A 22053-nucleotide genomic window follows, 5' to 3' on the forward strand; every position below is an offset into this window, starting at 1 on the left:
CGGGTAGCAGCCGCAATTCCCCCCACCCATGGAAGGGACGACCATGGCACGTCGCACACTGAACAGGATCGCCAAGGCCCTCACGGCCCCCGCACTCGCGCTCGGCGTCACCGTAGGCGTCGCCGCCGCCCCCGCCCAGGCTGCCGTCTGGAGCTCCTGCGACCAGTGGGGCAACACCTCACTGAACGGCTACACGCTCTACAACAACATCTGGGGCTCCGGAGCCGGCTCCCAATGCGTCTGGGCCAACTCCGGCACCAACTGGGGAGTCTGGGCCAATCACCCCAACACCGGCGGCATCAAGTCGTACCCCAACTCCAAGAAGGTGATCAACAAGACGATCACCTCGCTGGGTTCGCTCTCCAGCAGCTACAACGTCACGGTCCCGTCCTCCGGCGCGTACAACACCTCGTACGACATCTGGGACACCGACTACGACTACGAGATCATGCTCTGGGTCAACTACAACGGAGCCGTCGGCCCGCTGGGCACCTCGCAGGGCAACGTGACGCTGGGCGGCCACACCTGGACCGTCTACAAGGGCAACAACGGCGCGAACGAGGTCTTCTCGTTCCTGCGCACCTCGGACTCGTCCTCCGGCACCGTGCAGATCCTGCCGATCCTCAAGTGGATCAAGGACACCAAGGGCTGGTTCGGCAACGAGACCATCGGGGACGTCCAGTTCGGATACGAGGTCACGTCCTCGTCCGGCGGTCTGGACTTCACCACCAACAACCTGACCGTCAGCAGCAGTTGATCCGAGCGTGAGTGTGCGGCCGGCCCCGGGAGGGACCGGCCGCACACTCATGTCCTACTCCGCCACGGGCAGCCGCGCACCGTCCCGCAGGAACAGCGGGATGCGGTCCAGCGGCGCGTCGACGGTGACGGCCGTGCCCCCGTCGTACGTCTCACCGGTCCACGCGTCCGTCCAGCGCGCGCCCGCCGGGAGGTACGCCGTACGGGCCGTCGCGCCCGCCGTGAGCACCGGCGCGACCAGCAGATCCGGGCCGAAGAGGTAAGCGTCGTCCACCGACCAGGCGGCCTGGTCGTCCGGGAACTCCAGGAACAGCGGACGCATCACCGGCAGGCCCTCCTCATGGGCCTCCCACATGACCTCCAGGACGTACGGCTTCAGGCGCTCGCGCAGGCGCAGGTACTTCTCCAGGATGGCGCCGGCCTCCTCGCCGTACGACCAGACCTCGTTGGGGCCGCCGGTCATGTCGGGGCCCAGCTCCATGCCCGGGTCGCGGAAGCCGTGCAGGCGCATCAGCGGGGACAGTGCGCCGAACTGGAACCAGCGGACCATGACCTCGCGGAACGCCGGGTCGTCCGGGTCGCCGCCGTGGAAGCCGCCGATGTCGGTGTTCCACCAAGGGATGCCGGACAGGGCCGTGTTGAGGCCGGCCGCGATCTGGCGGCGCAGGGTCGCGAAGTCCGTGCCGATGTCGCCCGACCACAGGGCGGCGCCGTAGCGCTGACTGCCCGCCCACGCCGAGCGGTTGAGGGAGACGATCTCGGTCTCACCGGCGGCGAGCAGGCCCTCGTAGAAGGTGCGGGCGTTCTCCCGGGGGTAGAGGTTGCCCACCTCCAGGCCCGGGCCCGCGTAGTAGCGCAGGTTCTCCGAGAAGCCCGGCTTCAGCTCCGGCTCGCAGGCGTCCAGCCAGAAGGCCGTGATGCCGTACGGGTCGAGGTAGTTGTCCTTTATGCGTGACCACAGGAAGTCCCGCGCCTCCGGGTTCGTCGCGTCGTAGAAGGCGACCTGGACCGTGGAGGCGACCTCCTTGTCGGGCCAGTCGGCGTGCGCCATCGGGCCGTACTGCGTGCCGATGAAGTAGCCGCGCTGCTCCATGAGTTGGTGGTTCTCGGAGAGCGGTGACACCGACGGCCAGACGGACACGACCAGCTTGACGCCCAGCTCGTCGAGCTCCTCCCGCATCGCCGCCGGGTCGGGCCACTCGGAGAGGTCGAACTTCCAGTCACCGAGGTGGGTCCAGTGGAAGAAGTCGCAGACGATGACCGAGAGGGGCAGGCCCCGGCGCTTGTACTCCCTTGCCACGCCCAGGAGTTCGTCCTGTGTGCGGTAGCGCAGCTTGCACTGCCAGAATCCCGCCGCCCACTCGGGCAGCATCGGCGTACGGCCGGTCGCCGCGCTGTAGCGGCGCTGGGCGTCGGCCGGATCGCCCGCCGTGATCCAGTAGTCGAGCTGGCGTGCCGAGTCGGCGACCCAGCGGGTGCCGTTGCCCGCCAGCTCGACGCGGCCGATGGCGGGAGAGTTCCACAGCAGGGTGTAGCCGCGGCTGGAGGTGAGCACCGGGATGGTCACCTCGGCGTTGCGCTGCACCAGGTCCAGGACCGCGCCCTTCTGGTCGAACAGCCCGTGCTGGTGCTGCCCGAGCCCGTACAGCTTCTCGCCCTCGTACGCGGCGAACCGCTGCTCCAGGCGATGGTGACCGTTGCCGGTCGGCGTGTAGAGGCGCGAACCCGGCCACCAGAAGTGGGCGCGCTCCTCGGCCAGCAGTTCCGTGCCGTCGTCGGTGCGGACGAAGCGGATGAGCCCCTCGGCGGACATGAGTACGGTCAGCGCGCCGACCGTCAACTGCCCTTCTCCGGCCTCGATCTTGACCGTGCTCTCGGTGGCGGGCGGCTCGTCGAGCAGCGCGCCCGGCAGGCCCTCGATAACCGGACCGCCGAGCCGCGCGCGGACCCGGACCGCGTCCGGACCCCAGGGCTCGACGCGTACGGTCTCCGTGCGGCCGCTCCACTCCAGCGCGCCGTCCCTCTCGCGGAACGTGCCGACGGTCGGGGAGGACTGGGCGAGGCTGACCGCCCCCTGCAGGGGCTGGTTCTCGGCAGGCTGATTCACGTGGGGTGCTCCTGAAGGAAGGAGTGGCGACAGGACCCGGGCGCGGCTCTGGCGGACCGGGACAGACAGAGGTACCCCAACACCCTCAAGGTCTAAGGAAGTTGGGTGAGTTGGTCGGTTCAGGAAGTGGTCGGCGCCGGGCCCGTGCTCGCCCGGACCGTCAACTCCGGTGCGATCAGCACGACTTCGTCCTTGCCGTGCCCGTCGAGCTTGGCGACCAGGTGCTCCACGGCGTACCGGCCCATCTCCTGGGCGGGGATGGCGACCGAGGTCAGCCGTACCGAGGCCTGGGTGGCGACCTGGTCCGGGCAGATCGCGATCACCGACACGTCCTCGGGGACGGCGCGGCCTTGCTGGCGCAGCAGCGCGAGCAGCGGCTCGACCGCCGACTCGTTCTGCACGACGAAGCCCGTGGTGCCGGGACGCTCGTCGAAGACCCGGGCGAGTGTCAGGGCCATCGCGTCGTACCCGCCCTCGCAGGGGCGGTGCAGCACGCGCAGGCCCAACTCCCGTGACCGGGAACGGAGTCCGTCGAGCGTGCGCTCGGCGAAACCCGTGTGCCGTTCGTAGACCCCGGGCGCCTCGCCGATGACAGCGATGTCACGGTGGCCGAGGAGCGCGAGGTGCTCGGCGCACAGCGCGCCCGTCGCGCCGAAGTCGAGGTCGACGCAGGTCAGTCCGGAGGTGTCGGCCGGCAGTCCGATGAGTACGGACGGCTGGTCCGTCTCGCGGAGCAACGGCATCCGCTCGTCGTCGAGTTCGACGTCCATCAGGATCATCGCGTCGGCGAGCCCGCTGCCGGTGACCCTGCGTACCGCGTCCGGACCCTCCTCGCCGGTGAGCAGCAGCACGTCGTACCCGTGCGTGCGGGCGTTGGTCGCCACCGCGATGGCGATCTCCATCATCACCGGCACGTACATGTCCGTACGGAGCGGGATCATCAGCGCGATGATGTTGGACCGGTTGCTCGCCAGGGCGCGGGCTCCCGCGTTCGGGTGGTAGCCCAGCTCCTGGATGCTCTGCTCGACCCGTTGCCGGGTGCCCATGGAGATGGACCGCTTGCCGCTGAGGACATAGCTCACCGTGCTCGCCGAGACTCCGGCGTGCTGGGCGACCTCGGCGAGGGTGACCATCCAGCTCTCCAAGCATTGTGTGAAGCGCTTCGACAGTGCGCGTTACGGATAAGGGCGAGTGAGGGTGGCTCGACAGTAGCCCGATGGATGTTGGGTGTCCATAGGTTGTCGAAGCGCTTCGACAATGTTTCCCGCACCTGTTCGGCAACCTTCCGGCCGGGCGGCGGCCACTGAGTGGGCGTACACAGACCGTCCCCCGGAAGGACCCCCGATGCAACACCGCAGACCACGCCTGTCCAAGAAGGCGAAGACGCTGCTCGCGAGCTCGGTGGCGATCGCCGTCGCCGCCGGCGTCACTGTCGCCCAGGCGGGCGAGGACAGCAAGAAATGCGGCGCCTTCGACACCGTCACGATGGGCAAGTACTACGTCAACAACAACCTCTGGGGTCAGGACGACGGCACCGGCACCCAGTGCGTCTGGGACACCTCTCAGTCCGGCGACACCATCGGCTGGGGCACGGAGTACACCTGGGCCAGCAAGGCCGGCAAGGAGAACAACGTCAAGTCGTACTCCAGTACCGTGCTCGGCTGGCACTGGGGCTGGAAGGCCGACAAGGCGGCCACCGAGCTGCCCCTCCGGGTCGGCGACCGCAAGCCTGTCAGGACGAGCTGGGAGTTCGCGGTCAGCTCGAACCCGGGCACCATGAACGTCGCCTACGACCTGTGGCTGCACTCCAAGAGCACCGCGGACTGGCAGGACCAGCCGACCGACGAAGTCATGATCTGGCTCAACCGGCAGGGCGGCGCGGGCCCCCTCGGCGCCAAGTACGGCAGCGTCAGCCTCGGCGGCGCGATGTGGGACATCTACCAGGGCGACATCGGCTGGAAGGTGTACTCCTTCGTCCGCCGCACCAACACCACCAAGGCCACCCTCGACCTGGACGACTTCACCCAGGCCCTGGTCCGCCGCAAGCTGCTCAGCAACGACAAATATGTCTCCGGAATCGAGTCGGGCACCGAGGTCTTCCGCGGCTCCGGACGGCTGGACACGAAGGCCTACTCGGTCGACATCGGCTGACCACCGAGGGGGCGTGCGTTGGGCCGAACGCTGCGCTAGGACTGGTGGGGTCACCCGGAATCGGGTACATACGATCGAGTAGCACCGATCAGTAACGTACGCCCCAAGATCAGCGGAATGATCGGCGAAAGGGACGTACGGGATCGGCTTACGAGTACGACCACGAGTACGACCACGAGTACGAGTCCGTACAAGATCGGCGCACGAACCCCAGTTCCCGATTCTGTTCCCGATTCGCGGCGAGGTGACCCTCATGTCCGCAACACCCCACCAGCCCACCGTCACCGAACGTGAGGCCCGACAGGTCGCCGAGGCCGCGCGCGAACAGGACTGGCGCAGGCCCAGCTTCGCCAAGGAGCTGTTCCTCGGCCGCTTCCGGCTCGACCTGATCCACCCGCACCCCCTGCCGGCCGACGAGGACGCGCAGCGCGGCGAGGAGTTCCTCGCCAAGCTGCGCGACTTCTGCGAGACGAAGATCGACGCCGCGCTCATCGAGCGCGAGGCGCTGATCCCCGACGAGGTCATCAACGGCCTCAAGGAGCTCGGCGCCTTCGGCATGAAGATCGACACGAAGTACGGCGGTCTGGGCCTCACCCAGGTCTACTACAACAAGTCGCTCGCCCTGGTCGGCTCCGCGAACCCGGCGCTCGGCGCCCTGCTCTCCGCGCACCAGTCGATCGGCGTACCGCAGCCGCTGAAGCTCTTCGGCACCCAGGAGCAGAAGGAGGCCTTCCTGCCGCGCTGCGCCCGCACCGACATCTCGGCGTTCCTGCTGACCGAACCGGACGTCGGCTCCGACCCGGCGCGCCTCGCGACCAGCGCCGTACCGGATGGCGACGACTACATCCTCGACGGAGTGAAGCTCTGGACGACCAACGGCGTCGTCGCGGACCTCCTCGTCGTCATGGCGCGGGTGCCGAAGTCCGAGGGCCACAAGGGCGGCATCACCGCGTTCGTGGTCGAGGCGGCCTCGGACGGCGTCACCGTGGAGAACCGGAACGCCTTCATGGGCCTGCGCGGCCTGGAGAACGGCGTGACGCGCTTCCACCAGGTCCGGGTGCCCGCCGCGAACCGCATCGGCCCGGAGGGCTCGGGCCTGAAGATCGCGCTGACCACCCTGAACACCGGCCGCCTCTCCCTCCCCGCGATGTGCGTGGGCGCCGGGAAGTGGTGTCTGAAGATCGCCCGTGAGTGGTCGGCGGCGCGCGAGCAGTGGGGCAAGCCGGTGGCCTTCCACGAGGCGGTCGGCGCGAAGATCTCCTTCATCGCGGCGACGACGTTCGCACTGGAGGCCGTCCTCGACCTGTCCTCCCAGATGGCCGACGAGGACCGCAACGACATCCGCATCGAGGCCGCCCTCGCCAAGCTGTACGGCTCCGAGATGGCCTGCCTGATGGCCGACGAGCTGGTCCAGATCCGCGGCGGCCGCGGCTTCGAGACGGCCGATTCGCTGGCGGCGCGAGGGGAGCGGGCGGTACCGGCCGAGCAGGTCCTGCGCGACCTCCGTATCAACCGCATCTTCGAGGGCTCCACGGAGATCATGCACCTGCTGATCGCCCGCGAGGCGGTGGACGCCCACCTCTCGGTCGCGGGTGACCTCATCGACCCCGACAAGTCCCTCTCCGACAAGGCAAAGGCGGGCGCGAACGCCGGTGTCTTCTACGCCAAGTGGCTGCCGAAGCTGGTCGCGGGACAGGGCCAACTCCCGCGCGCGTACGCCGAGTTCAACCACGGCGTCGACCTCTCCCCGCACCTGCGCTTCGTCGAACGCAGCGCCCGCAAGCTCGCCCGCTCCACCTTCTACGCCATGTCCCGCTGGCAGGGCCGCATGGAGACCAAGCAGGGCTTCCTGGGTCGGATCGTCGACATCGGCGCCGAGCTCTTCGCGATGAGCGCGGCCTGCGTACGCGCCGAACTCCTGCGCACCACCGGCGAGCACGGCCGCGAGGCCTACCAACTCGCCGACGCCTTCTGCCGCCAGTCCCGCATCCGCGTCGACGAACTCTTCGGCCGGCTGTGGACCAACACCGACGACCTCGACCGCAAGGTGGTCAAGGGCGTCCTGTCGGGCACGTACGAGTGGCTGGAGCAGGGCATCATCGACCCGTCTGGCGAGGGCCCCTGGATCGCCGACGCGACACCCGGGGAGAGCAAGAAGAAAAACCTCCACCGACCCATTCGCTGACCTTTTCCCCAGAAATGCACAGCAGCCCCGTCCGTCATTCCGCCGCTTGCCGCACCGAACCTGTGCGCCAACAATGAGTGGAATGGCGAACGGGGACAGCACATGCGCCAAGGAGTCGGGGAAGAATGCAGTCACGGAATTTCCGTACAGCTGACGCGCGCCCGCGGGGAGGCGCGGCGTCAGCTCAATGAAATGGATCTCGTACGGGCCCTGCGGACCGTGCGCAATGAAGTGCAGCCACTCGCGCAGAAACTGCGCGAGACCGCTCCGGACACCTTCGAGGCGCACCGGGACGCCGTCGCGGTCCTCCTCAACGACTGCGCTCTCGCCGTGGTAGACGCCGAACCGCGGCCTCCGGTGGCCTCCTTCGACCTGCCGCGCATCCGGAGAATCGATCTCCGCGAAATCGACGCACTGCTCGACGCGGGACGACCCGGAGAACGGCCCGTCATTCAGCAGCTTTTCCGTGCCGCGCTCGATGTGGTCAAGGATCCCGTCCTGCGCGAGGTGATCAAAGCGAATCAGCAGAGTGTCCACATTCTCCAGCGGGCAAACCACTGGATAGGGATGCTCATGGACGCCGTTCAGTAGTGGGGGAATTCCCATGCCAGGTAAGGGTCTGGACGCCATCACCGGCAGGATCATGCGGGCCGGCGAGGGCAGGATGCTGCGCCGTCTGGAGCGCATCGCCCAACAGGTCAGTTCCTTGGAAGAGGACTTCAAGGAACTGACCGACGAGGAACTCCAGGCGCTCACACCGGAGTTCAAGGAGCGGCACGCCGAAGGCGAGAGCCTCGACGACCTGTTGCCGGAAGCGTTCGCGGCCATGCGCGAGGCCGCCCGGCGCACCCTCGGCATGCGGCACTTCGACGTCCAGATCATGGGCGGCGCGGCGCTCCACCTCGGCAACATCGCCGAGATGCAGACCGGCGAGGGAAAGACCCTGGTCGGCACGCTCCCCGTGTACCTGAACGCCTTGACCGGCAAGGGAGTTCACCTCGTCACGGTCAACGACTACCTGGCCGAGCGCGACGCCGAGTGGATGGGCCGCGCCTACCGCTTCCTCGGCCTGACCGTCGGTGTCATCAAGTCGCAGTCGACACCGGCCGAGCGCCGGGCCCAGTACGCCTGCGACATCACGTACGGCACCAACACCGAGTTCGGCTTCGACTACCTGCGCGACAACATGGCCTGGTCGAGGGACGAACTCGTCCAGCGCGGCCACCACTTCGCGATCGTGGACGAGGCCGACTCGATCCTCATCGACGAGGCCCGCACCCCGCTGATCATCTCGGGACCGGCCGACCAGCCCACCCACTGGTACGACTCCTTCGCCAAGTTCGCCGTGCGGATGAAGGGCGTCCTGGTGCAGGAGGAGCAGTTCACCACGCCGTCCGACAAGGACCGCCTGGCCGAGCTGCGGACCCAGTACGACTACGAGTACGACCCGAAGAAGCGCACCGTCTCGATCCTGGACCGCGGAGTGGAGTACCTCCAGGACCAGTTGGGCATCGACAGCCTCTACGAGTCCGACCACACCCCGCTCATCGGGCACCTCAGCAACGCCCTCAAGGCCAAGGAGCACTTCAAGAAGGACAAGGACTACGTCCTGGTGGACGGCGAGGTGCTGATCGTCGACGAGCACACCGGGCGCATCCTCGCGGGCCGCCGCTACAACGAGGGGCTGCACCAGGCCATCGAGGCCAAGGAAGGCGTGACGATCAAGGACGAGAACCAGACGCTCGCCACGATCACCCTCCAGAACTTCTTCCGCCTCTACGAGAAGCTCGCCGGCATGACCGGCACCGCCATGACCGAGGCGGCCGAGTTCCACCAGATCTACAAACTGCACGTCGTCCCGATCCCCACCAACCGGCCGATGGTCCGCGTCGACGACCCCGACCAGATCTACCGCACCGAGGAGGCGAAGTACGCCGCGATCCTCGCCGACATCGCCGACAAGCACGAGGCGGGCCAGCCCGTCCTGGTGGGCACCACCTCGGTCGAGAAGTCCGAGGAGCTCTCCGCGCGGCTGCGCAGGGAGGGCATCCGGCACGAGGTCCTCAACGCCAAGAACCACCAGCGTGAGGCGCAGATAGTCGCGCAGGCCGGACGCAAGGGCGCGGTCACCGTGGCCACCAACATGGCGGGCCGCGGCACCGACATCATGCTCGGCGGCAACCCGGAGGCGATGGCGCTCGCCGAGGCCGCCGAGGACGCGGGCCCCGAGGACCACCAGAGGGTCCTGGACCGCATCACCTCCTCGGCCGCCGTCGAACACGAGGAGGTCAAGGAGCTGGGCGGCCTGTACGTCCTGGGCACCGAACGCCACGAGTCACGGCGCATCGACAACCAGCTGCGCGGCCGCTCGGGCCGTCAGGGCGACCCGGGAGCCTCCCGCTTCTACCTCTCGCTCCAGGACGACCTGATGCGGCTGTTCCGCGCCAACGTGGTCGACCGCGTGATGTCCATGGCGAACGTCCCCGACGACGTACCCATCGAGAACAAGATGGTCACCCGCGCCATCGCCTCCGCCCAGGCCCAGCTGGAGCAGCAGCACTTCGAGTCCCGCAAGGACGTCCTGAAGTTCGACGAGGTCCTCAACAGGCAGCGCACCCTCATCTACGCCGAACGGCGCCGCGTCCTCGCGGGGGAGGACCTGCGCGAACAGATCCTGCACTTCATGGACGACACCGTCCGCGCGTACGTCGGGCAGGAGACGAGCGAGGGCTTCGCCGAGGAATGGGACCTGGAGCGGCTGTGGAGCGCCTTCCGGCAGCTCTACCCCGTGCGGATCACCATCGAGGACCTGGAGGACGCGGCGGGCGACCGCGCGAGCCTCACCGCCGACGAACTGCTCGACTCCGTCACGGAGGACATCCACGCCCGCTACGAGGAGCGCGAGGCCGAGCTGGGCGCCGAGCCCCTGCGCGACCTGGAACGCCTGGTCGTCCTCTCCGTCCTCGACCGCAAATGGCGCGAGCACCTCTACGAGATGGACTACCTCCGCGACGGCATCGGCCTGCGCTGGACCCTGGGCCGGGAGCCCATCGTCGAGTACGAGCGCGAGGGCTTCGACATGTACGGCGCGATGACCGAGGCCATCAAGGAGGAGTCCGTCGGCTACGTCTTCAACCTCGACGCGGCCGCTCCGGCCGCCGAGACCCGCCGCGGGTCGACCGACGGACTCCACTTCACCGCGCCCACGCTGGACACGGCGGAGGGTGTCGTCGAGGGTGCCTTCGCCCCGGCCGACACCGCTCCCGAGCCCGCACCCGCACCCGCGCACGAGGCGCCGACACGGAGCGGCGCCCGGCCCGCGAAGTCGAAGGCCAGGCGCCGCCGCAGGCGGTGAGCGCGGGTCAGCAGTACTTGCTGCTGGGATCCCGAGTCGTCCACGAGCACGAGTCGACCTTGCTGCCGTTCGCCTTGGTGAGCGTGGCGGTGTCGCTCGTGTTGTTCCAGACGTACCAGCTGCGGTTCTGGTACCTGTGCGCCGAGGTGGCCGTGCCCTTGCCGGTGTGCACGATGACGGTCTTGCCCGCCCCGATCTTGACGTTGGGGAAGGTGAACTTGTGGTTCGCGACGTCCTTCAGGATCCAGCCCTTGACCGAGATCGCCGCGGAGCTGGTGTTCTTGAGCTGCACCCACTCGCCGTTGAGGCTGGCGTTCGAGCCCGTGTCCGAGCCGGGACTGTCGAAATAGGCGCGGTGGATGGTGATGCCGCCGGCTGCTTGGGCCGGAGTGCTGAGAAACGTTCCTGTCAGTGCCACGGCGCCCGCGAGCGCGGGCAGGGCAGCGCGTATCCGCATGAGATCCCCCCTGGGATTGGTCCACCGGTCGGTCGTCCACCGACCGGTGGTGCAGTGCTATCACAGGATCTTCACGCCGGTTTCACAAAGGGTGATTTCCGTTCCTCGGGGACGCAGGGGTGCTAAAGGGACCGGAAGAGGGGCGCACTGTCCTGCGCGGGACGCATTGCGGCCACAATGGGGGGATGAGCGACAGTCCAGCGCCCCTCGCTGATCCGCATCTTGTCTTCGACCCCGTGGACGGAGTCCGGGATGTCGTGATCCTCGGATCCACCGGCTCGATCGGCACCCAGGCCATCGACCTCGTGCTGCGCAATCCCGACCGGTTCCGGGTGACCGCACTCTCCGCCGCCGGCGGACGGGTCGGACTGCTCGCCGAGCAGGCCCACCGGCTGCGCGTCGAGGCGGTCGGCGTCGCGCGCGAGGACGTCGTGCCGGCGCTGAAGGAGGCGCTCGCGGCGCGCTACGCCCCTGGTGAGGCCCTTCCCGAGATCCTCGCCGGGCCGACCGCGGCCACTCGCCTTGCCGCCTCCGCCTGCCACACCGTGCTGAACGGAATCACCGGCTCCATCGGACTCGCGCCCACCCTCGCCGCCCTGGAGGCGGGCCGCACCCTCGCGCTCGCCAACAAGGAGTCGCTCATCGTCGGCGGCCCGCTGGTGAAGGCGCTGGCCAAGCCGGGGCAGATCATCCCCGTCGACTCCGAGCACGCCGCCCTGTTCCAGGCCCTCGCCGCGGGCACCCGGGCCGACGTACGCAAACTCGTCGTGACCGCTTCCGGAGGCCCCTTCCGGGGACGTACGAAATCCGAACTGGCCGACGTCACCCCCGAAGCCGCCCTCGCCCACCCCACCTGGGCCATGGGGCCGGTCATCACCATCAACTCTGCGACCCTGGTCAACAAGGGGCTGGAAGTCATCGAGGCGCACCTCCTCTACGACATTCCCTTCGAGCGGATTGAGGTGGTCGTGCACCCGCAGTCGTATGTCCACTCGATGGTTGAGTTCACGGACGGATCGACGATCGCCCAGGCGACGCCCCCCGACATGCGCGGGCCCATCGCCATCGGGCTCGGCTGGCCCGAGCGCGTGCCCGACGCGGCGCCCGCCTTCGACTGGACCAAGGCGTCGAGCTGGGAGTTCTACCCGCTCGACACCGACGCGTTCCCGTCGGTGGCCCTCGCCCGGCACGTCGGGCAGCTCGCGGGTACGGCCCCGGCGGTGTTCAATGCCGCCAACGAGGAGTGCGTGGACGCGTTCCTGAACGGCGGGCTGGCGTTCAACGGGATCATGGAGACTGTCACACGTGTGGTCGAGGAACACGGCACACCGGATACGGGAACTTCCCTGACGGTCGCGGACGTCCTCGAAGCGGAGACCTGGGCGCGCGCCCGGGCCCGTGAACTGACGGCACAGACGAAACAGACGCCACAGGCGACAACCGCGGAGGCTCGTGCATGACGACCTTGATGATGATCCTCGGCATAGTCGTCTTCGTGGTCGGCCTGCTCATCTCGATCGCGTGGCACGAGCTGGGACATCTGTCGACGGCCAAGCTCTTCGGTATCCGCGTGCCGCAGTACATGGTCGGCTTCGGCCCGACCATCTGGTCGCGCAGGAAGGGCGACACCGAGTACGGCATCAAGGCGGTCCCGCTCGGCGGCTACATCCGCATGATCGGCATGTTCCCGCCCGGCCCGGACGGCAGGATCGAGGCCCGCTCGACCTCCCCGTTCCGCGGCATGATCGAGGACGCCAGATCGGCCGCCTTCGAGGAGCTCAAGCCCGGCGACGAGTCCCGCCTCTTCTACACGCGCAAGCCGTGGAAGCGCGTGATCGTGATGTTCGCGGGCCCCTTCATGAACCTCATCCTGGCCGTCGCGATCTTCCTCGGCGTGATGATGACGTTCGGCATACAGACCCAGACCACCACGGTCGGCAAGGTCTCCGACTGCGTCATCCAGGGCAGCGAGAACCGGACGAAGTGCGAGAGCGGTGACCAGGCCGCGCCCGCCAAGGCCGCGGGGCTCGAGGGCGGCGACAAGATCGTCGCGTTCAACGGCGTGGCCGTCGAGGACTGGTCGACCCTCCAGACCGACATCCGCGACAACCCCGGCAAGACCGTCACCCTCACCGTCGAGCGCAAGGGCGAGCAGCTCGACCTCACCGCCCACCTGATCGAGAACCAGGTCAGCAAGACCGACGGCAACGGCGGCTATGTCGAGGGTCAGTACGTGTCCGCCGGATTCCTCGGCTTCACGCCCGCCTCCGGCATCGTCGAGCAGTCCTTCGGACAGTCCGTGGACCGCATGGGCGACATGATGCAGAACGGCGTCGAGTCGCTGATCGCCCTGCCCAGCAAGGTCCCCGCCCTGTGGGACGCGGCCTTCGGCGACGGCCCGCGCGAGGACGACTCCCCGATGGGCGTGGTCGGCGCGGCCCGCATCGGCGGCGACGTCTTCACCCTCGACATCCCGGCCTCCCAGCAGGTCGCGATGATGCTGTTCCTGGTGGCGGGCTTCAACCTCTCGCTGTTCCTCTTCAACATGCTCCCGCTGCTCCCGCTCGACGGCGGGCACATCGCGGGCGCGCTGTGGGAGTCGCTGCGCCGGAACCTGGCGAAGGTGCTGAGGCGGCCCGACCCGGGCCCGTTCGACGTGGCCAAGCTGATGCCAGTCGCCTATGTCGTGGCCAGCATCTTCATCTGCTTCACGATTCTGGTGCTGATCGCCGACGTGGTTAACCCGGTGAGAATCTCCTAGTAAGCCGGTGTTCGCGGCGGCCGGGCAGACTGACTGCCCGGCCGCCCACTGATGAGTGCGTTTACGAGCGGGATGTGCTCGGGCCTGCGCCCGTGCCGTAATCTCGAAGCCTGGAGCCCACGATTCCGGGACCTTGATCCACAACTTGGGGTTGCACAGCAGATGACTGCGATTTCTCTCGGCATGCCGTCCGTTCCGACCAAGCTGGCCGAGCGCCGCAAGACGCGGCAGATCCAGGTCGGAAGCGTGGCCGTGGGCGGAGACGCACCCGTCTCGGTGCAGTCGATGACGACGACGCGTACGTCGGACATCGGCGCCACGCTTCAGCAGATCGCCGAGCTCACCGCGTCCGGCTGCCAGATCGTCCGCGTCGCCTGCCCGACCCAGGACGACGCCGACGCCCTCGCGGTCATCGCCAAGAAGTCCCAGATCCCGGTCATCGCGGACATCCACTTCCAGCCGAAGTACGTCTTCGCGGCGATCAACGCCGGCTGCGCGGCCGTGCGTGTGAACCCCGGCAACATCAAGCAGTTCGACGACCAGGTCAAGGAGATCGCGCGGGCCGCCAAGGACACCGGCACCCCGATCCGGATCGGCGTCAACGCGGGCTCGCTGGACAGGCGGCTCCTCCAGAAGTACGGCAAGGCGACGCCCGAGGCGCTCGTCGAGTCCGCCCTGTGGGAGGCGTCCCTCTTCGAGGAGCACGACTTCCGGGACATCAAGATCTCGGTCAAGCACAACGACCCGGTGGTCATGGTCAACGCCTACCGGCAGCTCTCGGCGGCCTGCGACTACCCCCTGCACCTCGGTGTCACGGAGGCCGGTCCCGCCTTCCAGGGCACGATCAAGTCGGCGGTCGCCTTCGGCGCGCTGCTGAGCGAGGGCATCGGCGACACGATCCGGGTGTCGTTGAGTGCGCCCCCGGCCGAAGAGGTCAAGGTCGGCATGCAGATCCTGGAGTCGCTGAACCTCAAGCAGCGCCGTCTGGAGATCGTCTCCTGCCCCTCCTGCGGGCGCGCCCAGGTCGACGTCTACAAGCTCGCCGAGGAAGTCACCGCCGGCCTCGACGGCATGGAGGTCCCGCTGCGCGTCGCCGTCATGGGCTGCGTCGTCAACGGTCCGGGCGAGGCCCGCGAGGCCGACCTCGGCGTCGCCTCCGGCAACGGCAAGGGGCAGATCTTCGTCAAGGGCGAGGTCATCAAGACCGTCCCCGAGTCGAAGATCGTGGAGACCCTCATCGAGGAGGCGCTCAAGCTCGCCGAGCAGATGGAGGCGGACGGGGTCGCTTCTGGCGAGCCGTCGGTGTCGGTGGCGGGCTGAGTTTTCTCGCCCCCTCCGCCCCTGCCCGTCCCTTGCTCCTGGGGCTCCGCCCCAGACCCCGCTCCTCAAACGCCGGAGGGGCTGAAACTTTCCCCCCGGCGCTGCAATCTTTCGCCCCGGCCGGGGGAGATCTTTCAGCCCGTCCGGCGTTTGAGGACGAGGCCGTTCAGGCCGAAGCGGGGGTCTGGGGGCGGCAGCCCCCAGGTACGGGACGGGAAGGGGCGGAGTGGGCGAAAACCCTCCCCACCCGAACGGGGCGGCGCCGCTCAATCTCGCCAGGTACAGTGCGGAGATCAGCAGACCGCGTATGGTGAGGCCCCCGCACGTGTTGACCCAGACCACCACCAGGGTCCTCGAACCGAGTGACCTGGACGCCGCGCTCGCCGTCCTCGACCGCGAGCCGGTCACGAACGCATTCGTCGCCTCCCGCGTCCAGGTGGCCGGCCTCGACCCCTGGCGCCTCGGCGGCGAGATGTGGGGCTGGTACGAGGACGGAATGCTGCGCTCCCTCTGCTACGCGGGCGCCAACCTGGTCCCGATCTGCGCGACCCCCCGAGCCGTGCGCGGCTTCGCGGACCGCGCCCGCAGAGCAGGCCGCCGCTGCTCCTCGATCGTCGGCCCCGCCGAGGCCACCGCCCAGCTGTGGCGGCTCCTCCAGCCGAACTGGGGCCCCGCCCGCGAGGTCCGCACACACCAGCCCCTGATGGTCACCGACCGGCTCCCCGCCGACATAGCCCCGGATCCGTACGTCCGCCGCATCCGCAAGGACGAGATGGAGACGATCATGCCGGCGTGCATCGCGATGTTCACCGAGGAGGTCGGCGTCTCGCCGCTCGCCGGTGACGGCGGGCTGCTCTACCAGGCACGCGTGGCCGAACTCGTCGGCTCCGGACGCTCGTTCGCCCGCCTCGACCAGAACGGCAAGGTCGTCTTCAAGGCCGAGATCGGCGCCGCCACCACGCAGGCCTGCCAGATCCAGGGCGTCTGGATCGCCCCCGAATACCGGGGACAGGGCCTCGCGGCCCCCGGCATGGCGGCGGTCCTGCGCTACGCCCTCGCGGACGTGGCACCCGTCGCCAGTCTCTACGTCAACGACTTCAACACGGCCGCCCGGGCGACGTACCGCAGAGTCGGCTTCCAAGAGGTCGGCGCTTTCATGAGCGTCCTTTTCTAGCCGTGCCCCACAGGGGTGCGGAGCCGTCCCCCGCACCATCCGGCGAAGCGCCCCGGTAGTCTCCCCGGCATGCTGCGCTTCCCCGGTCAGGGCCCCCGCACCCCCGACGACGTGGTCATCGGCCCGCTGGATCTCGCCGCGCGCGTCGACGAGGCGCTCGCCGTGCAGGCACTCGCCTTCGGGCTCGGCGCCGACGAGATCGCCGTACGCCGCCAGATCGTGCTGCGGCACCTGAGCTACCCGGGAGCCCGCGCGCTCGGCGCCACCACCGCCGACGGACGGCTCGTCGGCTTCGTCTACGGCATGCCGAACGACCGTACGCACTGGTGGTCCACCGTCGTCGAGCCGTATCTCCGCGCCCGCGGCCACGACGGCTGGCTCGACGAATCCTTCGTGATCACCGAACTGCACGTCCACCCGCGCTACCAGAACCGGGGCGTCGGCCGCGCCCTGATCACCGCCATCACGGATGACGCGGCCGAACCCCGTTCGATCCTCTCCGCCATCGACACGGACAGTCCGGCCCGCGGCCTGTACCACTCGCTGGGCTACGAGGACCTGGCCAGGCAGGTTCTGTTCCCGAGTGCGCCGAAGCCGTACGCGGTGATGGGCGCCCCGCTGCCCCTCAGGCACCGCTGACGGAGAAACGGATTTCCGGGGACGGCGGGCCCCCGGCTAACCTCCTTGCCATCACCCTTGAGCAGCAGGAGTCAAGAATCATGGCCCAGGTCCAGCGCATGTCCCGTTTGATGGTCAAGACACTGCGTGACGACCCGGCGGACGCGGAGACGCTCAGTCACAAGCTGCTGGTCCGCGCCGGCTATGTGCGCCGTACCGCCGCGGGCATCTGGTCCTGGCTGCCGCTGGGCAAGAAGGTCCTCGACAACGTCTCCCGGGTCGTCCGCGAGGAGATGGACGCCATCGGCGCGCAGGAGGTCCTCCTCCCCGCCCTGCTGCCCAAGGAGCCGTACGAGGCCTCCGGCCGCTGGGAGGAGTACGGCGACCTGCTCTTCCGTCTCAAGGACCGCAAGGGCGCCGAGTACCTGCTCGGTCCGACCCACGAGGAGATCTTCACGCTCCTGGTGAAGGACCAGGCCTCGTCGTACAAGGACCTGCCGGTCATGCTCTACCAGATCCAGACGAAGTACCGGGACGAGGCCCGCCCGCGCTCCGGCGTGCTGCGCGGCCGCGAGTTCCAGATGAAGGACTCGTACTCCTTCGACACCACGGACGAGGGCCTCGCCGAGTCGTACGCCCTCCACCGCGCCGCGTACCAGAAGATCTTCGCGCGCCTCGGCCTCGACTACCGCATCGTCTCCGCCGTCTCGGGCGCGATGGGAGGCTCGGCGTCGGAGGAGTTCCTGGCCCCGGCGGCCGCGGGCGAGGACACCTTCGTGGACTGCCCCGCCTGCGACTACGCGGCGAACACGGAGGCCGTCACCTTCAAGCTGACGCCCGTCACCGAAGAGCACGGCCCGGTCGAGGAGCTGGACACCCCCGACACCCCGACCATCGAGTCCCTCGCCGAGCACCTCGGCGTCCAGGCCTCCGCGACGCTCAAGAACCTCCTGGTCAAGGTCGACGGCGAGATCGTCGCCGTCGGCGTCCCCGGCGACCGCGAGGTCGACCTCGGCAAGCTGGGCGAGCACCTCGCGCCGGCCGTCGTGGAACTGGTGACGGCCGAGGACTTCGAAGGCCGCGACGATCTCGTACGCGGTTACGTGGGCCCGCAGGGCCTGGAGAAGGTCCGCTACATCGCCGACCCGCGCGTCGCGCCCGGCACGGCCTGGATCACCGGCGCGAACAAGGCCGACACCCACGCGAAGAACGTCGTCGCAGGCCGCGACTTCGAGGTCGACGACTACCTCGACGTCGTCGTGGTCCAGGAGGGCGACCCCTGCCCGTCCTGCGGCACCGGCCTCAAGCTGGACCGCGCGATCGAGATCGGCCACATCTTCCAGCTCGGCCGCAAGTACGCCGACACCTTCCAGCTCGACGTCCTCGGCCAGCAGGGCAAGCCCGTGCGCGTGACGATGGGTTCGTACGGCATCGGCGTCTCCCGCGCGGTCGCGGCACTCGCCGAGCAGTCGGCGGACGGACAGGGCCTGTGCTGGCCCAAGGAGGTCGCCCCGGCCGACGTGCATGTCGTCGCGGCGGGCAAGGCGCTCCAGACCGAACTGGCTCTCGAAGTCTCCGAGAAGCTCGGCGCCGCGGGTGTACGCGTCCTGGTCGACGACCGGCCCGGTGTCTCGCCGGGTGTGAAGTTCACGGACGCCGAACTCATCGGCGTACCGCAGATCCTGGTCGCCGGACGGCGCTCGGCCGAGGGCGTCGTGGAGCTCAAGGACCGCCGTACCGGCGAGCGCGAGGAGCTGACGGTGGATGAGGCGATCGCCCGCCTGACGGCGTAATTGGCGCAGCAGCGGTACTTGAAGTCTGAAATTAAATGCGTCTCTCAGAGACTTCTTCTCGGGCGTATGGGTTCCTCACAGACTTCTCTCAGGCTGCTCCCCGACCGTAGGACGTGACAGAGCGTCATTCGGAGGGGAGCAGCCATGACAGGCAGCGAGCGGGGGGCCGCCGCGGCGGTCCGTAGAGGGACACGACGTACGGCGGCCGCGGCAGCGGCGGTGACACTGGCCGCGGCGGCCGGGATGTTCGCCCTGATCGGCACGATGCAGGTGGCCGCGAACACGGACACGGCGGCGAGCGGCACCACGGATTCCTCGTCGAGTTCGGCGAATTCGCCCTCGGACTCGTCTTCGTCTTCTTCTTCCTCCTCCTCGGACTCGACCCTCCAGTCGCCGTCCGACAACCCCACGTCCGCCGGCAGCGGTGGCTCGGCCGACTCCACCTCGGGTGCGTCATGACCGCCGCCGCCGACTGGCGCGCCCTCGGCACGAGCGTTCGCCTTGTCACCACCGACCCGGCTCTCCTCGACTCGTGCAACCTGCTGCTCGCCCGGCACCTCGCCGAGGTCGACGCCACCTGCAGCCGTTTCCGCCAGGACTCGGAGCTGGCGGCGCTCGACGGCGCCGACGGCCGTCCGGTCAAGGTCAGTCCGCTGCTCGCGGAGGCACTGGCCGTCGCACTGCGCGCAGCCGAGGCGACGGACGGGGCCGTCGACCCGACGGTCGGCTCGGCGATGAACGCCCTCGGCTACGACCGCGACTTCCGACTGATCCAGGAGGACGGCCGCCCCGTCCGGCTCACCGTGCGCCCGGTCCCGGGCTGGCGCCTGGTGACGCTGGACCGTACGACCGGCACGGTCACCGTCCCGTCCGGCGTCCGCCTCGACCTGGGCGCCACCGCCAAGGCCTGGGCCGCCGACAGGGCGGCGACGATGCTCGCCGAGGCCGCGGGCTGCGGAGTCCTGGTGAGCCTGGGCGGCGACACGGCCGTCGCGGGCCGTGCTCCGCGCGGCGGCTGGCGCATCCGCGTACAGGACGCCACAGGTCCGGTCGACGAGATCCCCGCCCAGGGCTCGTCCGCCACGGTCTGCATCCGAGGCGGCGGCATCGCGACCTCCGGCACCACCGCCCGCCGCTGGCGCCGAGGAGCCCAGGAACTCCACCACATCATCGACCCGTACACCGGCCTGCCCGCCCAGACCCCCTGGCGCACGGTCTCGGTAGCGGCGGCGACCTGCGCGGACGCCAACGCGGCCAGCACGGCGGCACTGGTGAAGGGCGCGGGCGCGGAACGCTGGCTGACCCGGCTGGGCCTACCGGCGAGACTGGTGGCGAACGACGGCACGGTACTCACGACTCCGGGCTGGCCGAGGCCGACTTCTGAGCCGGGCCCGACTCTTTCAGCCCGTCCGGCGTTTGAGGACGAGGCCGTCAGGCCGATACGGGGGTCTGGGGGCGGAGCCCCCAGGTACGGGACGGGAAGGGGCGGAGGGGGCGAAACACCCTCCACCGCAACCCCCACCGAGGCCGCAGCATGACCGACTCCGCAATCCTCTGGTACGCCAACAGAGCCACAGGCGCGGTGACCCTCGTCCTGTTCACGGTCGTAGTCCTGCTGGGCATAACCGTACGACTGAGAGGCAGACTCCCCGGACTCCCAAGGTTCGGCACGGTCTCCCTCCACCGCACCCTCTCCCTCTCCGCGGTCGCCTTCCTCGCCCTGCACATCACGGCCGCGGTAGTGGACGGCTACGTCAACATCACCGTCCTGGACGTCCTCGTCCCCTTCGTCTCCGACTATCAGCCCCTCTGGCTGGGCCTGGGCACGGTAGCCCTGGACCTGACGCTGGCGGTCCTGGTGACCAGCCTGCTGCGGGCAAGGATCGGCCTCCGCACCTGGCGCACCGTCCACTGGCTGGCGTACGCCTCCTGGCCGGTCGCCCTGATCCACGGCATCGGCATCGGCACGGACACAGGCGCCACCTGGATGCTGTGGCTGACCGTCTCCTGCGTGGCCGCCGTACTCACGGCTTTCGGCATCCGCGTGGCCCACGCGGCCCGCGCGTCGAGGCGCACCCCGGCCGCCGTCCTCCACACAGCCGAACACGCGGCCCAACACGCAGCCGAACCTCTTCGCAAGACGGCGGGAACCCGCTCATGACCATGACGTTCACGGACATCTACATGCCACCCCGTCTGCTCGCCCCCGGCGGCGCCCCGGCCGGCCACACCACACACCAGCAGCGCTACGGCCCCGTGTCGTACGGCAACCCGGCCCACCTGCTGCGCACGCTCGCCGAGTCCGGCCTCACGGGTCGTGGCGGCGCCGCCTTCCCCACGTACCGGAAACTGGTCGCCGTCGCCGAGGCGGGCCGCCGCACGGGCCGCGCCCCGGTCGTCGTGGGGAACGGCGCCGAGGGCGAGCCCGCCAGCCACAAGGACAGGACACTGCTGCGGCTCTCGCCCCATCTCGTCCTGGACGGGCTCCAGTTGGCGGCCGAGGCGGTCGGCGCGGGGGAGGCGTACCTCGCCGTCGAGGACGGCGCGACACCTCTGGAAACGGCACTCACCGAGCGCCACGACCCGCTGCCCGTGCGCATCGTACGAGTCCCGAAGCGCTTCCTCTCCGGCCAGTCCTCGGCCCTCGCCCAGTACATCTCCGGGCAGGCCGCACTGCCCCGCGACCAGCACCCCCCGGTCCGCGAAGAGGGCGTGCGCCAGGCCCCGACCCTCGTCCAGAACGTCGAGACCCTCGCGCACCTCGCACTGATCGCCCGCTACGGCGCCGACTGGTTCCGTTCGCAGGGCACGCCGGCCGAACCGGGCAGCGCCCTGTGCACGGTGTACGCGCCGGGCCGGGAGGTACGGGTCGTGGAGGCGCCGTTCGGGATGCCGCTGCACCGGCTGCTGCCGCTGGACGGCGTCGGCGCGGTGCTGACCGGCGGCTACCACGGCACCTGGCTCACGGCCGCCGAGGCCGCGACCCGCACCCTGACCGCCGCCGACCTGGGAGCGGGCGTCCTCATTGCACTGCCCGCCGACCGCTGCGGCCTCGCCGACACGGCCGACGTGCTGCGCTACCTCGCCCTCGAATCGGCAGGACAGTGCGGCCCCTGCCTCAACGGCCTGCCCCGGATCGCCGCCGCGTTCCGCACGCTGGCCGCACCCGGCCCGCAGGGCACCAGCCGCGGGGACGTCGCCCGCTGGGCCGGACTCGTCGAGGGCCGCGGCGCCTGCCACCACCCCGACGGCACGGTCCGCCTGGTCCGCAGCGCGTTCACCACCTTCGCCGCCGAACTCGACGCCCACGCCGCGGGCCACTGCACGGCGGCCGACCGCCGGCCGCTGCTGCCCGTACCCGAGAACCGGAGCTGAA

18 protein-coding genes are annotated in these 22053 nt (G+C 69.3%); 15 read left to right on the forward strand and 3 right to left on the reverse strand.

Going from position 1 to position 22053, the window contains the following annotated elements; translation table 11 throughout:
* The first annotated feature begins 43 nt into the window (after nucleotides 1–43).
* Nucleotides 44–757 (forward strand): hypothetical protein, encoded by a 714-nt coding sequence (locus OG219_RS35050; RefSeq protein WP_266833391.1) that lies wholly within the window; start codon nucleotides 44–46, stop codon nucleotides 755–757.
* Nucleotides 758–811: 54 nt separating this feature from the next.
* On the opposite strand, the gene OG219_RS35055 is transcribed toward OG219_RS35050, so the two are convergent.
* Nucleotides 812–2863, reverse strand: coding sequence for a glycoside hydrolase family 31 protein (locus OG219_RS35055; protein ID WP_266833393.1), 2052 nt, complete (start codon nucleotides 2861–2863; stop codon nucleotides 812–814).
* Nucleotides 2864–2982: 119 nt separating this feature from the next.
* Nucleotides 2983–3996: a LacI family DNA-binding transcriptional regulator gene (locus OG219_RS35060; protein WP_266833395.1), complete on the reverse strand. Its 1014-nt coding sequence runs from the start codon at nucleotides 3994–3996 to the stop codon at nucleotides 2983–2985.
* Between the two features lie 211 nt (nucleotides 3997–4207).
* Between OG219_RS35060 and OG219_RS35065 the strand changes: the two genes are divergently transcribed.
* The 4 genes from OG219_RS35065 (at nucleotide 4208) to secA (ending at nucleotide 10554) form a co-directional block, all read left to right on the forward strand.
* Complete coding sequence (locus tag OG219_RS35065) at nucleotides 4208–5014, forward strand: endo-1,4-beta-glucanase (RefSeq protein ID WP_266833397.1); 807 nt, start codon at nucleotides 4208–4210, stop codon at nucleotides 5012–5014.
* Between the two features lie 253 nt (nucleotides 5015–5267).
* Nucleotides 5268–7199 carry an acyl-CoA dehydrogenase family protein gene (locus OG219_RS35070; protein ID WP_266833399.1) on the forward strand — a complete coding sequence of 644 codons (1932 nt, stop codon included), beginning with the start codon at nucleotides 5268–5270 and terminating at the stop codon, nucleotides 7197–7199.
* Between the two features lie 102 nt (nucleotides 7200–7301).
* Nucleotides 7302–7790 (forward strand): hypothetical protein, encoded by a 489-nt coding sequence (locus OG219_RS35075; RefSeq protein WP_266833401.1) that lies wholly within the window; start codon nucleotides 7302–7304, stop codon nucleotides 7788–7790.
* 13 nt (nucleotides 7791–7803) lie between these two features.
* Nucleotides 7804–10554 carry a preprotein translocase subunit SecA gene (secA, locus tag OG219_RS35080; protein WP_266833403.1) on the forward strand — a complete coding sequence of 917 codons (2751 nt, stop codon included), beginning with the start codon at nucleotides 7804–7806 and terminating at the stop codon, nucleotides 10552–10554.
* Nucleotides 10555–10561: 7 nt separating this feature from the next.
* Here the strand turns inward: secA and OG219_RS35085 are convergent, their stop codons facing one another.
* Entirely contained in the window at nucleotides 10562–11011 is a 450-nt protein-coding gene (locus OG219_RS35085; RefSeq protein ID WP_266833405.1) for a lamin tail domain-containing protein, read from the reverse strand.
* 185 nt (nucleotides 11012–11196) lie between these two features.
* Here OG219_RS35085 and dxr point away from each other — a divergent pair, with 185 nt between their 5' ends.
* The 10 genes from dxr (at nucleotide 11197) to OG219_RS35135 (ending at nucleotide 22052) form a co-directional block, all read left to right on the forward strand.
* Complete coding sequence (dxr, locus tag OG219_RS35090) at nucleotides 11197–12471, forward strand: 1-deoxy-D-xylulose-5-phosphate reductoisomerase (protein ID WP_266833407.1); 1275 nt, start codon at nucleotides 11197–11199, stop codon at nucleotides 12469–12471.
* Nucleotides 12468–13772: an RIP metalloprotease gene (locus OG219_RS35095; protein ID WP_266833409.1), complete on the forward strand. Its 1305-nt coding sequence runs from the start codon at nucleotides 12468–12470 to the stop codon at nucleotides 13770–13772. Before dxr ends, OG219_RS35095 begins: the two co-directional genes overlap by 4 nt.
* A gap of 162 nt (nucleotides 13773–13934) precedes the next feature.
* A complete protein-coding gene (gene ispG, locus OG219_RS35100) occupies nucleotides 13935–15092 on the forward strand; it encodes a flavodoxin-dependent (E)-4-hydroxy-3-methylbut-2-enyl-diphosphate synthase (RefSeq protein ID WP_266833411.1) in 1158 nt (385 codons plus the stop codon).
* A gap of 325 nt (nucleotides 15093–15417) precedes the next feature.
* Complete coding sequence (locus tag OG219_RS35105; RefSeq protein ID WP_266833413.1) at nucleotides 15418–16266, forward strand: GNAT family N-acetyltransferase; 849 nt, start codon at nucleotides 15418–15420, stop codon at nucleotides 16264–16266.
* 69 nt (nucleotides 16267–16335) lie between these two features.
* A complete protein-coding gene (locus OG219_RS35110; RefSeq protein WP_266833415.1) occupies nucleotides 16336–16905 on the forward strand; it encodes a GNAT family N-acetyltransferase in 570 nt (189 codons plus the stop codon).
* Nucleotides 16906–16985: 80 nt separating this feature from the next.
* Nucleotides 16986–18677, forward strand: a complete 1692-nt coding sequence (locus tag OG219_RS35115) for a proline--tRNA ligase (RefSeq protein ID WP_266833417.1) — start codon at nucleotides 16986–16988, stop codon at nucleotides 18675–18677.
* Between the two features lie 144 nt (nucleotides 18678–18821).
* On the forward strand, nucleotides 18822–19136 hold the full coding sequence (locus OG219_RS35120; RefSeq protein WP_266833419.1) for a hypothetical protein: 315 nt from the start codon (nucleotides 18822–18824) through the stop codon (nucleotides 19134–19136).
* Nucleotides 19133–20215 (forward strand): FAD:protein FMN transferase, encoded by a 1083-nt coding sequence (locus OG219_RS35125; RefSeq protein WP_266833421.1) that lies wholly within the window; start codon nucleotides 19133–19135, stop codon nucleotides 20213–20215. The genes OG219_RS35120 and OG219_RS35125 overlap by 4 nt, the downstream gene beginning before the upstream one ends.
* Nucleotides 20212–20838, forward strand: a complete 627-nt coding sequence (locus tag OG219_RS35130) for a ferric reductase-like transmembrane domain-containing protein (protein WP_266833423.1) — start codon at nucleotides 20212–20214, stop codon at nucleotides 20836–20838. Before OG219_RS35125 ends, OG219_RS35130 begins: the two co-directional genes overlap by 4 nt.
* Nucleotides 20835–22052 (forward strand): NADH-ubiquinone oxidoreductase-F iron-sulfur binding region domain-containing protein, encoded by a 1218-nt coding sequence (locus OG219_RS35135; protein ID WP_266833425.1) that lies wholly within the window; start codon nucleotides 20835–20837, stop codon nucleotides 22050–22052. The genes OG219_RS35130 and OG219_RS35135 overlap by 4 nt, the downstream gene beginning before the upstream one ends.
* The last annotated feature ends 1 nt before the right edge of the window (nucleotide 22053 follow it).

Source organism: Streptomyces sp. NBC_00038 (genome assembly GCF_026343635.1).
Classification (GTDB): Bacteria; Actinomycetota; Actinomycetes; order Streptomycetales; family Streptomycetaceae; genus Streptomyces.

Bases quoted from the DNA above. Each gene is read 5' to 3' on its own strand.
- OG219_RS35050 (WP_266833391.1), top strand. From the start codon at position 44: ATGGCACGTCGCACACTGAACAGGATCGCCAAGGCCCTCACGGCCCCC.
- OG219_RS35060 (WP_266833395.1), bottom strand. From the start codon at position 3,996: ATGGTCACCCTCGCCGAGGTCGCCCAGCACGCCGGAGTCTCGGCGAGC.
- OG219_RS35065 (WP_266833397.1), top strand. From the start codon at position 4,208: ATGCAACACCGCAGACCACGCCTGTCCAAGAAGGCGAAGACGCTGCTC.
- OG219_RS35070 (WP_266833399.1), top strand. From the start codon at position 5,268: ATGTCCGCAACACCCCACCAGCCCACCGTCACCGAACGTGAGGCCCGA.
- OG219_RS35075 (WP_266833401.1), top strand. From the start codon at position 7,302: ATGCGCCAAGGAGTCGGGGAAGAATGCAGTCACGGAATTTCCGTACAG.
- secA (WP_266833403.1), top strand. From the start codon at position 7,804: ATGCCAGGTAAGGGTCTGGACGCCATCACCGGCAGGATCATGCGGGCC.
- OG219_RS35085 (WP_266833405.1), bottom strand. From the start codon at position 11,011: ATGCGGATACGCGCTGCCCTGCCCGCGCTCGCGGGCGCCGTGGCACTG.
- dxr (WP_266833407.1), top strand. From the start codon at position 11,197: ATGAGCGACAGTCCAGCGCCCCTCGCTGATCCGCATCTTGTCTTCGAC.
- OG219_RS35095 (WP_266833409.1), top strand. From the start codon at position 12,468: ATGACGACCTTGATGATGATCCTCGGCATAGTCGTCTTCGTGGTCGGC.
- ispG (WP_266833411.1), top strand. From the start codon at position 13,935: ATGACTGCGATTTCTCTCGGCATGCCGTCCGTTCCGACCAAGCTGGCC.
- OG219_RS35110 (WP_266833415.1), top strand. From the start codon at position 16,336: ATGCTGCGCTTCCCCGGTCAGGGCCCCCGCACCCCCGACGACGTGGTC.
- OG219_RS35115 (WP_266833417.1), top strand. From the start codon at position 16,986: ATGGCCCAGGTCCAGCGCATGTCCCGTTTGATGGTCAAGACACTGCGT.
- OG219_RS35120 (WP_266833419.1), top strand. From the start codon at position 18,822: ATGACAGGCAGCGAGCGGGGGGCCGCCGCGGCGGTCCGTAGAGGGACA.
- OG219_RS35125 (WP_266833421.1), top strand. From the start codon at position 19,133: ATGACCGCCGCCGCCGACTGGCGCGCCCTCGGCACGAGCGTTCGCCTT.
- OG219_RS35130 (WP_266833423.1), top strand. From the start codon at position 20,212: ATGACCGACTCCGCAATCCTCTGGTACGCCAACAGAGCCACAGGCGCG.
- OG219_RS35135 (WP_266833425.1), top strand. From the start codon at position 20,835: ATGACCATGACGTTCACGGACATCTACATGCCACCCCGTCTGCTCGCC.